The following is a 14,739-nucleotide window of genomic DNA, read 5'->3' as shown; positions in this document are numbered from 1 at the left end:
TTTTATTTTAATTTAAAATAGTGAATTCACAACGTCTGTTAATATCATATTCCTCTTCACTGCAAACACCTTCTTTAACACATTCATTTAGTGGTTGCATTTCGCCATAACCCATACTTTTTAAACGGTTTCTATCAATACCTTGAGTCACTAAATACTCTAAAGTAGAAGCGGCTCTTCGTTTAGACAAGTCCAGATTATATTGATCTGCTCCACGTGCATCAGTATGTGCAGACACTTCAATTTCCATTGATGGATATTTCTTCATTAGATCAACCAACACATTTAAAGTCGTTGCGGCATCCTTACGAATATTAGATTTATCAAAATCGAAATAGATTTTATCCAACTCAACTTGAACTTCTCCTTTTTCATTTTCTTTCACATTCTCTTCGGCATCTGCAAAAGCCTCCAGTGATAAATATATATTATGTTGAACTTTTCCTTCACTATCCGTTGAAAACTCTATATCCTGAGGAATATATGCTTTGCGTGTTCCTCGTACTTTATATTTTTTATTTGGTTCAATTTTAAACAAATAATGCGCGGTTTCACCTACTAAACTATCTTGTATAACATTGCCAGCTTCATTAAATAAAGTAACTAACGCTCCTACTAGTAATTCCTTGCTATTTTTATCTTGAACAATACCTTCAACTTGGTATTTGGTTAAGATATTTTCTTCTCTTCCAAAAGAAAGGATCTTATCATTGCCAGACCTGTTTGAAGAGACATAACCTTTATTGTCCTTTTCATTTATAACGAATGCAAAATCATCAAGACTACTATTGATTGAACTTCCAAGATTGACTGGTTGATCAAACGCACCATTTACCTTATTGCTTCTTAATACATCTAAGCCTCCAAACCCTTCATGACCATCTGATGAAAAATATAAGACTCCATAATCACTAACAAATGGAAATTGCTCTCTGTGCATTGTGTTTATTGTTGGCCCTAAATTTTCTGGTTCACCATAAGTTCCATCATCATTAATAGCCACTTTATAAATATCAAAGCTTCCCAAAGTTCCTGGCATATCACTTGCAAAATAAAGTGATTTTTCATCATTACTTAAGGCCGGATGCTCTGTACTAAATGAGTTTGATGTGAATGGTAATGCCTTTACATTAGTCCAATTACCATCAACCAGCTCTGCTTTATATATTTTAATATGTGCGATACGCTCTTCATCCGTTTTTTTACGATTTGAATTGGTTCTGTTAAAGTACATGGTTTTACCGTCTTTTGTAAAAACGGCATTACTCTCATGGGTCTCTGTATTGATGGCATCAGAAAATGGAGTGATGTTTGTTAAACCACCCTCTTTAGTTACTGTAGCATAATACAAATCTAAATAAGGCAAATCGTTCCAAGAATACGTTGGGCTTTGAGTATTTCTTGTTGAGGCAAAAGCCACTTTATCTTCTCCATAAAAAGACATACCAAAATCACTTTTAGAATTTGGGTCCTCCAATTGGTTTAATTTGAATAAATGAGGTGTGGTTTTTTCGCTGTTTTCTATAAACGCCATGGTATTTATTGGCCTATTATAATAAGTACTTAAATACTTATCAGCATCTTTATAATTTTGCACACCTTTTAAGGCTTGTGCAAATCTAAAATGATATTCAAGATCCAGAGAATCACCATATGTAATAAATAGTTCACGATAGTTTTTTATCGCCTTTTGAAGATTGGCGTTATAAAAATAACTATCAGCCAAATTTTGTAACATTTCTTGAGTATGTTCTTTGGTTTCATAAATTTCAGCCGCCTGGTTATAGGCTCTCATTTCAAAAAGCTGATTAGCTCTTTTTAGGTTTCCTTTTTGCGCTAATGAAATTCCACCAACTAGTAAAAGGCTTGCAAATATGTATGTTTTTGTTTTCATAATTGTAATCATTAATAATTAGAAGAATCTTGGTGAACGGTTATAACCAGCTCTAAAGCCAAATAAATCAATGTCAAACAAAATAAATATTTCATGTGATCCTGAATTATAACTTCCTAAGTTAGTTGTTGTATAATCATAAGCGTAGCCTATTCTTAAATCTGGAGTTACTCTAAAATTAACCAATGCACTTACGGCATCACCTAAACGGTATCCCAATCCAGCTTCTAGTTTTTCATTGATAAGTACATTAGCTGTAATATCTAACGCCATAGGTGATCCTTTTACGGCTTTTCCCATAAAAGCAGGTTTAAATTTTAGATTTTTATTAATATCAAAAACATAACCTCCTGTGAAATAATAGTGAACACTTTGAACACCTGTGGCCACAACACCATTTTCATTTTCAAGATGCTTGGTTGACAACATATTTGGTGCCGACAATCCTAAGTAATAATGGTCTGTGAAATAGAAGGCTCCAATACCTATATTAGGATATGTTCTGCTAATATTCTCGTTAAAAGCAACATCAGTACTAACATCTCCTGATTGTAATACAAAGCCATCAAAGTTGGCATTAAACATTGTGAATCCTGCTTTTATTCCCAATGACAAATGACTTTCTAAACCCACAGGCAGTACATATGCAAAATCGAAATAGATGTTATTTTCGTCAACAACATTACCTATGTTATCATTAGTAAATGATAAGCCTAATTCTATTTTGTCATTAATTGGCTTATGAGCAAAAAAGGTTCCTGTTTTTGGAGCTCCTTCCAAACCAACCCATTGTGTCCTGTAAAGTCCACCTAGGTTTAATATGTCTTGATCGGCCGTTGCATAAGCCGGGTTAATAACACTCATATTATACATATACTGTGTAAATTGAGGGTCTTGTTGTGCAAAGCCTTGCAGTGATATGATAATCACACTAAACAAAGCAGCTATTTTATGATATATATTTAAATTTTTCATTGTTTCTTAAATTTTGATTTATATATAAATTATCTGCTTAAGTATAAGCGACCTTGTTCTGGTTTGGTTTCACCATCGTTAAAATTGAAAATATAGAAATAAACACCTACTGGTAGATCTCCCTTTACCACAGTTCTGGCCTGATTTGATGTTCCATCAAAACGCGGACTATTAGCCCTTCCTTTATAAACAATATTTCCATATCGATTATATATTTCTATTTCAAAATTCGGATATATAATATCTAAATTATTGTAATCGTAGGTATCGTTGACTCCATCTCCGTTTGGTGAAAACCCGTCAGGTAGATCAATCTTACCACAACCAGATAAATCTGGAGTAACGGCTAAACGCACGCTGCTTTCGCAACCTGTTGTAGCGTCAAATATGACTGCATAGTAAGTGGTTCCAGATCTTAATGTCGTGCTACTTGAAATTGTAGATCCTCCTGTACCACTATCATACCAAATAACATTGTTGGCACTTGAATCATATTCAGCAATATTTTGAGTTAGATCCATAATTGTTGGATTATCATTGATGCATAATTCTTGATTTGGATCAACCAATGTTGGGGCTGACGCATCATTAATAGTGACGCTTACTTGAACGTTTTGAGAAGATTCACAACCCGTATTGTTTGTTTGAGTAGCAAAATAATCCTGACCATTAACTAAAGCATCTGTTGCATTCAAGGCATTTGTTAGAGCCACATCTGAATACCAAATTACCGTGCCAGTAGCTGTTATTGAATTATCTAAATCTGAAACTGTTGGATTGTCTACCAAACAAAATACAGAATTAGAATTCACAACTATTGGTGCAGAACTGTCATTTACAGTAACTGTTACTGTTGCACTTGAATCAGCTCTACATGGTAATACTGAAGCTACAAAATACGTATATACGCCTTGTACATCAACCGCTGGATCAAAAACACCTGTTCCACTTGTTAAAGCTGGTGACCATGTTCCGCCTATATCTGGAGCACCTCCTAATTGTGTAAATAAATCAACGTTTCCGTCTATTACACAAATTGAAATAGCGTTATCTGTTCCTGCATCTGGTGCTTGAGTGACGGTAACAACCACATTACTTGAAACTATACCACATCCATTTGACAAGGTATAAGTATAAGTTCCTGACGCATCCACTAAAGGATCAAAAACGCCTGTTCCACTTGTTAAAGCTGGAGACCAGGTTCCTCCCCCGTCAGCACTTCCTATAAGCGTAAATAAATCAGTTGTTACGTCATCGCTACAAACATCTAAAATGGCGTCTGTACCTGCACTTAACGGAGGATCAATAGTTACCGTAATCACTATACTTGTATCAATACATGGGGCATTTGCAGCTACATAATAAGTAAATTGATAGTTTCCAGGGGCAATACCTGAAGCATCAAAAATATTTCCAGTCAATACACCTGTACCATCAGTATCTTGCCAAACTCCTCCAGCATCTTGTGTTCCATCCAATCCAGAAAACAGATCGATAGAATTATTATTACATGATATTATTGGAGTTGCAGGATTTCCTGAATTTGGTGATTGATAAATGGTTGCAGTTACTTCAAATCTTACTGAAGATTCACATCCACTAATAGCATCAATTTGAGTAGCGTAATACGTTTCTCCATCAATTAAGCTAACGGTTCCAGCTAAGGCTGTTCCTCCAGTTGCATCAGCATACCATTGAATGGTTGTTCCTGTTGCAGAAAGATCTGAAACAGTAGCACTATCACAAAACTCTTGAGAAATTGGAGCTGTTGGTGCTGGTGTATCATTTATTATAACACTTACTGTTACCAATACATCGTCGCAGGTTCCAATAGCGGTTACATCATAGGTAAAATTATAAGTTCCGGCAGAAAGACCATCAATGCTTACTACATTTCCAGTTAAGGATCCTGATGCATCATCATCAGCCCAAGTACCGGTTTGGTCTTCACCATTTAATAAATCAAATAAATTGACTGTTTGACCTGTACTTATAGCTGCTTTACAGTATTCAGGAAATGAAGTTACTGGTGTTCCAGATTCTGGAGCATCTTCAACAGTAACTATAACGGTACTGCTATTATTGCAACCATCTATACTTGCAATACTATAAGTGAAATTATAGGAACCAATTGTTAATAAAGTTAAATCAACATCACTGCCTGTTAAAGCACCTGTGGTATTGTCGTCTGTCCATGTTCCGCCTGGTTCGTTTCCTGAAAGCTGTCCGAATAAATCTAAAGGCGAATTCGCCGCTAAATCATTTTCACAAAGTACAACAGCTGTTGGCGTACCTGTATTTGGTTGTGGATTTACAATAATCTGAACGGTAACATCTACATCTGTACATGTTCCAATTGCCGGAACTGAATAGGTATAGTCATAAGTGCCATCGGCAAATCCTGAAAGATCTATAGGATTGGCAATTGTTGATCCAGAAGTGTCTGATCCAACATACCATGTTCCATTAGTATCTTGCGTTCCATCTAATAATGTAAATAAATCAAAAGGTGAATTTGAAGAAGTAACTTCTTCACAAATTTCAATTGGAGCCAAAGCATTTCCTGATTCCGGAGCGTCTTCAACAGTAACTACGACAGTACTGCTATTATTACATCCATCTATACTTGTAATACTATAAGTGAAATTATAGGAACCAATTGTTAATAAAGTTAAATCAACATCACTGCCTGTTAAAGCACCTGTTGTATTGTCATCTGTCCATGTTCCGCCTGGTTCGTTTCCTGAAAGCTGTCCAAATAAATCTAAAGGCGAATTCGCTGCTAAATCATTTTCACAAAGTACAACAGCTGTTGGCGTACCCGTATTTGGTTGTGGATTTACAATAATCTGAACGGTAACATCTACATCTGTACATGTTCCAATTGCCGGAACTGAATAGGTATAGTCATAAGTGCCATCGGCAAATCCTGAAAGATCTATAGGATTGGCAATTGTTGATCCAGAAGTGTCTGATCCAACATACCATGTTCCATTAGTATCTTGCGTTCCATCTAATAATGTAAATAAATCAAAAGGTGAATTTGAAGCAGTAACTTCTTCACAAATTTCAATTGGAGCCAAAGCATTTCCTGATTCTGGAGCTGGCTCTATGGTTATTGTTATGGTTTCTGTATCAGAACAGGTACCATTATCAATTGTATAATTAAAAGTATAAGGACTTCCCACTACTGTAAATACAGTAATATCAATGGTATTTGAAATAGTATTAGCACTTGAATCCGTCCAAAGACCACCATTATTATCTTGAGATCCATCTAAAGCATTGAATAAATCAAAAGGTGAATTTCCTGTTAAATCGTTCTCACAAAACGTTTGGTTTACCGCAATCCCCGCATTCGGATCTTGTAAAATAATCACCTGAACCGTTGTTGATTCTTCAGCACATGGATTTGGTAAAAGATTTTGAGTATAAGTAAATTCATAAGTGCCACTTGTAAATGAAGACAAATCTATTGGAGATGATACGATTGGATCTGTACTTAAAGCCCCTTGAGTCCATTGTCCATTTGGATCTTCATTATCTATTAAAGTTGTTAAATCAAAAGCTAAAGGTAAACTAGATTCACAAAAAGTAGCCGGATTTTGGCTTGACACTGTTCCTGAGGAAAAGCTTTCAAATATTGTTATGGTCACATTTGAACTGCCTTCAGGGCATGCCCCATTCACAGGAACGGTATATGTAAATGTATAAACACCTGGTGTTGTTAAAGTTGAAATATTAACAGTTCCAAGAGGACCCCCTGAAGTTGCCAAAGGTCCTGACCAGATTCCATTATTATAAGGTGAACCTCCAAGTTCATTATATAAATCAAAATCACCTAACGGCAAATTATTCTGACAATATTCTAAATTACCTGAAATCCCAGGATCTAATGGGATGTTAATTGTAACTGATACCGGTACAGCATTACTATCACATAAAAGCTCATCAATTTGAACATAATAGGTGCTTCCATCCACTAATGGTGTTGCTAATGGCAAGGCAGGAGGAATTGGGTTTCCAAAACTATCCACTCCCTGATACCATTTAACCGAAGCTCCAGTACCAGGATTCAAACTACCAACAGTTGGGTTTGTATCTATACAAAATTCTTGCGTGCTCGCTGGAGTCGGGTCGGCAGGTGAAACAAAAACACCAATTCTACCAATCTCTATTTGGCTTCTGCATAAACTGCTATTAACATATACAACATAGTAATCTGCTACACCAATTGGAACAAGATCAAGGCTATTCGCTAAACTTGTTAACCCCGGGTCATAGTAAACCTCTACGCTACCTCCTAGTGGAATACTTGCTTCTAATACATCATCTCTATAAGTTTGAAACGTGGCATTTTCATTACTACAATAAAATCGGTCTAAATTTTGTCCTGATTTATTGACTTGAAAATCTACAGCTATAGAAGCTCTAGAGCCACTGCAAGAACCCGCATTATCATCTGCATAATATGTTCTTTCAGAAACTAATTGGTTTGAGAAAAATCTAGTTCCACCGGTTATGGCGCTATACCAAACAATACCACCCCCATTATCAGTAGCATAGTCTGCACTTAAATCGGCAAAGGTATATCCGGCTGCATCACAAATTGCTGGTGGAGTAGGATCAGTTATTGTTGGACACTGCGCATGGGCAGAAAATATTGTCCAAATAAATACAAAAAAATAGGCCGTGCCTTTTACTACGTACCTAAAAATAGATTTTGCTTTCATAAATTCGGTTAATTAATTAAACTCAAAATTTTATTATAAAAACGCTTAGGTCTTTACTAATAATTTTATAATCTGGCGCAATTTAACGAATTTATTTGTATTTCATCGAGTTTTTTTATTTTTTTTACATTTAAACGTACAAATATATCTTTTTATCGATAGTATAATCACAATTATGTAAGCTTTTTCTTCATTTTTAAAAAGCTGCATAAAAAAAGCCCATTATGCTAATGGGCTTTTTAATATAAATATGTGTCTATTATTAGTGTTGGAGTTCTTCTTCCCCTTCTTTTAAAGGGACATTCTGTGGAACAAAGTCTTCATCATGACCAGGCTTACTATAATCATAAGACCAACGATAAACATGAGGGATTTCGCCAGGCCAGTTACCATGAATATGTTTTACCGGAGCTGTCCATTCCAATGTATTAGATTTCCATGGATTTTGTTCAGATTTTTTACCAAAGAAAATACTACTAAAGAAATTGTATAAATATACAATTTGAACAATTCCTCCAATTAATGCAAAAATGGTTATAATCACATTCACATTAGCTAAGTCATCAAATAATGGAAAGTTAGTATTGGTATAATAACGTCTAGGTAAACCAGCCATTCCAATAAAATGCATTGGGAAAAATACCCCATAAGCACACACAGCGGTTACCCAGAAATGAATATAACCCAGATTCTTATTTAACATTTTACCAAACATTTTTGGGAACCAATGATAAATACCAGCAAACATACCATAAAGCGCAGAAATACCCATTACTAAATGAAAATGTGCCACTACGAAATAAGTGTCATGTACATTGATGTCAAGAGCACTGTCCCCAAGAATAATACCAGTTAAACCACCGGTAATGAAAGTAGAAACAAACCCAATTGAAAATAACATCGCAGGATTCATTTGTAAATTCCCTTTCCATAAAGTAGTAATCCAGTTAAACGCTTTTACTGCTGAAGGTATTGCAATTAATAATGTTGTAAATGTAAACACAGAACCTAAGAATGGATTCATACCTGAAATAAACATATGGTGACCCCAAACAATGGTAGATAAAAATGCAATGGCTAATATAGACGCGATCATGGCTCTATAGCCAAAGATTGGTTTACGTGAGTTTGATGCCATAATTTCTGAAACCAGTCCCATTGCAGGTAAAATAACAATATAAACCTCAGGATGTCCTAAGAACCAAAATAAATGCTCAAATAAAACAGGTGAACCTCCTTGATAATGTAAAACCTCGCCTTGTATAAAAATATCAGATAAAAAGAAGGATGTTCCAAAACTTCTATCCATAATCAATAATAAGGCCGCAGATAATAATACTGGGAACGAAATCACCCCAATAACTGCCGTAATAAAAAAGGTCCATATTGTTAAAGGAAGTCTAGTCATTGACATTCCCTTTGTACGCAAATTAATTACAGTAACTATATAGTTTAAAGATCCTAATAATGATGAAGCAATAAATATAGCCATAGACACTAACCACAGGGTCATACCTAAACCGGAACCACCTTGTGCCATTGGCAGCGCACTTAAAGGAGGATAAATAGTCCAACCTGCTGCTGCCGGACCTGCTTCAACGAATAAAGATATTACCATTATAACGCTAGAAAGGAAAAACAACCAATAGGATACCATATTTAAAAACCCCGATGCCATATCACGTGCTCCAATTTGTAATGGAATTAATAGGTTACTAAACGTACCACTTAGTCCAGCAGTTAAAACAAAGAATACCATAATGGTACCATGTATGGTAACCAATGCCAAATAAATATCAGCATCCATAACCCCATTTGGAGCCCATTTACCTAACAATGCCTCAAACAAAACATTTGGTTTTTCCGGCCATGCCAATTGCAAACGGAACATCATAGACATAAATACACCTATAACTCCCATGATAGTACCAGTAATTAGGTACTGTTTAGCAATCATCTTATGATCTTGACTAAAAATGTATTTAGTAACAAAGGTTTCTTTGTGATGATGTCCGTGGTCTTCGTGAGCGTGAGTATCTTCGTGTGCTGACATAATCTTATATCGTGTTTATCTTTTTAAATTGATTAATTAATTAGAGAGTCTTTAAATAGTTTTTGCTCTTTCATCCATGCATCATATTCCTCTTGAGTTTCTACTATGATTTTCATTTGCATATTGTAATGAGACTTCCCGCAAATTTTATTACATAATAGTAGGTAATCAAATTCATAACGATCTAAAGCCTCTTCTCCTTTAGCAATTAATGCTTTACTTTTTTCAACTCTAATTTTATTAATATTTGCAACCTTTTCCGTTATTTCAGCAGTTTGGCGCATATCTACTGTAGTAATTGTTGGTGTAAATCCGAATTGTGTAATCATGCCTGGCACACAATTCATCTGTGCTCTAAAGTGAGGCATATAAGCTGAATGCAATACGTCTTGTGATCGCATTTTAAATAATATTGGTCTTCCTACAGGTAAGTGTAGTTCTGTGGTAATAACATCATCTGCAGCATAAGGATCTGATTCGTCAAGACCTAAAATATTGGCGCGATCGATATCAATTAAACGCACATTTGCTTTACCCAAAGTATTATCTGTACCACCATATCTTGCCTTCCAGTTAAATTGTTGTGCATACAATTCTACCACTAAAGGATCATCATCTTCATTAACACCCATAATATTAATCCAGGTATTCAATCCATAGATTATTAATCCAGCTAAAACAATTACAGGAATGATCGTCCAGATTGCTTCTAGCTTATTATTATCCGCAAAAAATAATGCCTTTTTTCCCTTTTCGCCTTTATACTTAAAAGCAAAATAATGTAGCAAAAACTGCGTGATTGTTTGCACTACAAAAATAAGAGTCATAGAGATAATCATCAAATTATCAATCTGAGGACCATGTTCTGAAGCCGCATTTGACATTAAGGGTAAATCACCCCATTTCACAAAAGAAACTATGGTGATAATATAAATGAAAGCTAAAAAGCCCATCATTAAATATCCATTTATTTTGTTGTCCTTATCACTGGCTACTTGAGAATTTTCGACTTTAGCCTGGGCCAAATCAAAAATCTTAACCATTTGCCAGATAGCAACTAAAATAAATACTAAAACTATAATTGTTAATAAAGCAGTCATTGTTATCGTCGTCTTTATTTAGATTTTATTAATAATGGAATTGTTCACTTTCTTTTCTAAAAGGATATCCTTTTACAAGTAACGGCGCTTTTGTTAAAGCCGTAAATACAACTAATATAAATAGTCCAGCAAATAGTAATAACGAACTAATTTCAGGAATTCCAATATACCATCTGTCACCCACTGTTGCCGGCATAATCATATTGAAAATATCCACATAGTGCCCTGCTAAAATAACTAAACCAGTCATCACAACAAACCAAGGAACTCTTTTGAAATCAGCGTTCATTAACATAAGGATCGGGAATACAAAGTTCATAACTACCATCCCTAAAAACGGTAATTTATAATCACCGAATCGTGTAACGAAATAGGTAACTTCTTCCGGAATATTTGAATACCAAATCAACATAAATTGCGAAAACCATAAGTATGTCCAGAAAATACTAAAAGCAAACATGAATTTAGCCACATCATGCAAATGGTTTTCATTTACAAATTCTAAATAATTTCTAGATTTTAAATAGATAATTATTAATGACAGAACCGTAATACCACTTACAAACATACTTGCAAAAACATACCAGCCAAATAAGGTGCTAAACCAATGTGGGTCTACACTCATTATCCAATCCCAAGACATCATTGATTCTGTATATATAAAAAATACTAGGAAGGCCGCAGAGATACGGAATGCTTTCTTGAAATTAACATTATCTTCTGCTGTATCCTGTGCGATAGAAAATTTACGGGAAAAATAACGATATAAACTCCAACCTGCAATATATATTAAGCCTCTAATAGCGAACCAAGGTAAATTTAACCAACTCGTTTTTCCTTGGATTAATTTATCATGTGCCACCACTTCAGGATCCATCCATATGAATAAATTATAGTGTCCTAAAGTACCAGAAGCGATAGCAATTCCTAACACAATTAAAGCTCCAGGTAATAAATAAGCCGTCATTCCTTCCATCACTCTGAATAATACAGGAGACCAGCCAGCCTGTGAAGCTATTTGAATGGCGTAAAACGCTAAAATTCCTAAAGAAATCATCATAAAGAAAAAGGCTGCAACATAAAGCGCAGACCATGGTCTGTTTGCTATTTGATGCTGAACATGCTCAGCATGTTCATCTCCGTGATGGGCTTCTTCAACAACAGTTTCCCCATGTGATTGATCACCAGAAGGACCCGCTACCATTTCATGTGATGCTGCTTCTGCATGACCACCGCCATGAGCAGAAGCCTCGTCAGCAAGCATTGTTTTTACTTCTTCTAAAGATTTATGAGATGTCATAAAACCATATCCAACACCTAACAACCCTAGAATTATTAGAGCGAAAGAAAATGTTCTTAATTTATTTGAAAATGTATACATATCTATATAATCTTACTTTTCTAAATCTGCTTTTAATTTAAGCACATAGGAAACAACTTCCCATCGTTCTTTATCATTCAATTGGCTCGCATAAGAACCCATGGCGTTTTTACCATAATATACGGTATGATAAATGCTTCCTTCATTGATGGCTCTTGCCGGATCATCATATCTTGGAATACCAAGAATTTTTTCTCTTTTTACAAGGTTGCCTTGACCGTCACCTTTAACGCCATGGCAAATACCACAATATATGTCATATAAAACTTTAGCATTATCTAAATTCACTTGTGTTGAATCTAACGGGCTTTTTAAAGTTTCTTTTGCAAGTGTGTAACCTTCAATAGAATTATCATATTCAAAAAGACTATGCCCTCTTGAAATAGTGCCTTCAGCAGATAATTGAGCTTCAATGCCGTTAGCAAATGCCTTTGATTCGCCAAAAGTTTCATAACTTATTGGCGCATACATATTAGGCATGAACTGATAATTAGGAGCTGTGTCCTTTTTACAAGAAGCCAAGGTTACTATAACCACTAATAATACTGATATTTTAATTAAGCTTTTCATACGATTCATTAATGGGCTTTATCAACTAAATTAATCTCAACAGCTCCCGATTCTTTAAGTAATGCGGTCAATTCTTTCTCATTACCATCCACAGCAATCTCCATCAAAAAATGGTCATCTGTTGTACGTGGGTCGGGGTTTTCTGCATTTTTAAATGGCCACATTCTACTTCTTAAATAAAAGGTAATAACCATTAGATGCGCCGCAAAAAATACGGTCAACTCAAACATAATCGGCACAAATGCCGGCATATTTTCAAGGTAACTAAAACTTGGTTTACCACCAATATCTTGAGGCCAATCTTCAATCATGATAAAATTCATCATTAAAATAGCCACTGTTAAACCAATACATCCGTAAATAAATGAGGCTATAGCAATGCGTGTTGGTGCTAATCCCATCGCTTTATCTAATCCATGAACAGGAAATGGTGTGTATATTTCTTCTATATGATATCTTTCAGCCTTTACTTTCTTAACCGCTGACATTAAGACATCATCGTCATTATAAATAGCGTGAATTACTTTTGAAGCTTCCATATGCTACTTTTTATTTTTTGATTGGTTCATATCATCTCCTGAAACATATTTGCCTGAGGTTCTAGCATCAACACCTGTTCCTACCAAACTTTCACCAGCGTCTCTTAATCTCTTATATTTTTCACCAGAAGATTTTAAAATTGTTTTTACTTCAGCTTGCGCAATTACAGGGAAGGTTCTTGAGTATAATAAAAATAACACAAAGAAAAAACCTATGGTTCCAATGAATATACCTATATCAACAAATGTTGGTTGGAACATTGTCCAAGACGATGGTAAATAATCCCTGTGTAAAGAGGTTACAATAATCACAAAACGCTCAAACCACATTCCAATGTTCACTACAATAGAAATAAAGAAAGAGAACATGATACTTGTTCTTAATTTTTTAAACCACATGAACTGAGGCGAAAACACGTTACAAGTCATCATTGACAGATAGGCCCACCAGTAAGGTCCTGTAGCTCTGTTCAAAAAGGCATATTGTTCATATTCTACCCCTGAATACCAAGCAATAAATAACTCAGTAATATAGGCCACACCAACTATAGAACCCGTAATCATAATTACAATGTTCATTAATTCAATGTGTTGAACGGTAATATAATCTTCTAGATTACATACTTTTCTCATAATAATAAGAAGCGTATTCACCATGGCGAAACCAGAGAATACAGCCCCGGCAACAAAATAAGGAGGGAATATGGTAGTATGCCAACCTGGAATAACAGAAGTTGCGAAGTCAAATGATACAATAGTATGGACAGAAAGCACTAATGGTGTTGCTAATCCTGCAAGTACCAAGGAAACTTCCTCAAAACGTTGCCAGTCTTTAGCTCTACCAGACCAACCAAAACTTAATAAAGAGTATATTTTCTTTTGAAATGGTCTCACAGCTCTGTCACGTATCATGGCAAAATCAGGCAATAATCCAGTCCACCAGAATACTAATGACACAGATAAATAGGTTGAGATTGCGAATACATCCCAAAGCAGTGGAGAGTTAAAGTTTACCCAAAGTGACCCAAATTGATTTGGTATTGGCAATACCCAATATCCTAACCAAGGACGACCCATGTGAATAATTGGGAATAAACCTGCCTGAATTACAGAGAAAATAGTCATGGCCTCTGCAGATCGGTTAATTGCCATTCTCCATTTTTGACGGAATAATAAAAGTACCGCAGAAATAAGTGTTCCTGCGTGACCAATACCTACCCACCAAACAAAGTTTGTAATATCCCAGGCCCAACCAACGGTTTTATTTAAACCCCAAGTTCCAATACCTGTTGATATCGTATAAATGATACATCCAATTCCCCAAAGAAAAGCGGCTAGTGATATAGAGAAAACTATCCACCAAGATTTATTGGCTTTTCCTTCAACAGGTCTTGCCACATCCACAGATACATCGTGATATGATTTTTCTCCTGTAACTAAAGGTCTTCTAATAGGTGCTTCGTAATGAGACGCCATAATCCTTTTTTAATTATT

9 protein-coding genes are annotated in these 14,739 nt (G+C 35.3%); all 9 read right to left on the bottom strand.

Annotation, left to right across the window (positions count from 1 at the left end):
- Positions 1 to 7 precede the first annotated feature (7 nt).
- A complete protein-coding gene (locus V8G56_RS07200) occupies positions 8 to 1,894 on the bottom strand; it encodes an OmpA family protein (protein ID WP_395437770.1) in 1,887 nt (628 codons plus the stop codon).
- A gap of 18 nt (positions 1,895 to 1,912) precedes the next feature.
- Entirely contained in the window at positions 1,913 to 2,869 is a 957-nt protein-coding gene (locus V8G56_RS07195) for a PorP/SprF family type IX secretion system membrane protein (RefSeq protein ID WP_395437769.1), read from the bottom strand.
- Between the two features lie 29 nt (positions 2,870 to 2,898).
- Positions 2,899 to 7,602 carry a gliding motility-associated C-terminal domain-containing protein gene (locus tag V8G56_RS07190; RefSeq protein ID WP_395437768.1) on the bottom strand — a complete coding sequence of 1,568 codons (4,704 nt, stop codon included), beginning with the start codon at positions 7,600 to 7,602 and terminating at the stop codon, positions 2,899 to 2,901.
- A 262-nt stretch (positions 7,603 to 7,864) separates the two neighbouring features.
- Positions 7,865 to 9,655 carry a cytochrome c oxidase subunit I gene (locus V8G56_RS07185; protein WP_395437767.1) on the bottom strand — a complete coding sequence of 597 codons (1,791 nt, stop codon included), beginning with the start codon at positions 9,653 to 9,655 and terminating at the stop codon, positions 7,865 to 7,867.
- A gap of 32 nt (positions 9,656 to 9,687) precedes the next feature.
- Positions 9,688 to 10,755: a cytochrome c oxidase subunit II gene (locus V8G56_RS07180; protein ID WP_395437766.1), complete on the bottom strand. Its 1,068-nt coding sequence runs from the start codon at positions 10,753 to 10,755 to the stop codon at positions 9,688 to 9,690.
- Positions 10,756 to 10,783: 28 nt separating this feature from the next.
- Positions 10,784 to 12,136 (bottom strand): quinol:cytochrome C oxidoreductase, encoded by a 1,353-nt coding sequence (locus V8G56_RS07175; protein ID WP_395437765.1) that lies wholly within the window; start codon positions 12,134 to 12,136, stop codon positions 10,784 to 10,786.
- 12 nt (positions 12,137 to 12,148) lie between these two features.
- A complete protein-coding gene (locus tag V8G56_RS07170; RefSeq protein WP_395437764.1) occupies positions 12,149 to 12,706 on the bottom strand; it encodes a c-type cytochrome in 558 nt (185 codons plus the stop codon).
- A gap of 8 nt (positions 12,707 to 12,714) precedes the next feature.
- A complete protein-coding gene (locus V8G56_RS07165; RefSeq protein WP_395437763.1) occupies positions 12,715 to 13,245 on the bottom strand; it encodes a DUF3341 domain-containing protein in 531 nt (176 codons plus the stop codon).
- A gap of 3 nt (positions 13,246 to 13,248) precedes the next feature.
- Positions 13,249 to 14,721, bottom strand: coding sequence for an NrfD/PsrC family molybdoenzyme membrane anchor subunit (gene nrfD / locus V8G56_RS07160; protein ID WP_395437762.1), 1,473 nt, complete (start codon positions 14,719 to 14,721; stop codon positions 13,249 to 13,251).
- Between the last annotated feature and the right edge of the window lie 18 nt (positions 14,722 to 14,739).

It is taken from the genome of Gaetbulibacter aquiaggeris, assembly GCF_044003965.1.
In the GTDB taxonomy this organism is placed as follows: Bacteria; Bacteroidota; Bacteroidia; order Flavobacteriales; family Flavobacteriaceae; genus Yeosuana; species Yeosuana aquiaggeris.
This window is presented reverse-complemented; position numbering and strand designations above follow the sequence as displayed.

Coding starts and splice junctions, on each gene's coding strand:
- V8G56_RS07180 (WP_395437766.1), bottom strand. CDS start 10,755: ATGACTGCTTTATTAACAATTATAGTTTTAGTATTTATTTTAGTTGCT.
- V8G56_RS07195 (WP_395437769.1), bottom strand. CDS start 2,869: ATGAAAAATTTAAATATATATCATAAAATAGCTGCTTTGTTTAGTGTG.
- V8G56_RS07185 (WP_395437767.1), bottom strand. CDS start 9,655: ATGTCAGCACACGAAGATACTCACGCTCACGAAGACCACGGACATCAT.
- V8G56_RS07190 (WP_395437768.1), bottom strand. CDS start 7,602: ATGAAAGCAAAATCTATTTTTAGGTACGTAGTAAAAGGCACGGCCTAT.
- V8G56_RS07165 (WP_395437763.1), bottom strand. CDS start 13,245: ATGGAAGCTTCAAAAGTAATTCACGCTATTTATAATGACGATGATGTC.
- V8G56_RS07200 (WP_395437770.1), bottom strand. CDS start 1,894: ATGAAAACAAAAACATACATATTTGCAAGCCTTTTACTAGTTGGTGGA.
- V8G56_RS07175 (WP_395437765.1), bottom strand. CDS start 12,136: ATGTATACATTTTCAAATAAATTAAGAACATTTTCTTTCGCTCTAATA.
- V8G56_RS07170 (WP_395437764.1), bottom strand. CDS start 12,706: ATGAAAAGCTTAATTAAAATATCAGTATTATTAGTGGTTATAGTAACC.
- nrfD (WP_395437762.1), bottom strand. CDS start 14,721: ATGGCGTCTCATTACGAAGCACCTATTAGAAGACCTTTAGTTACAGGA.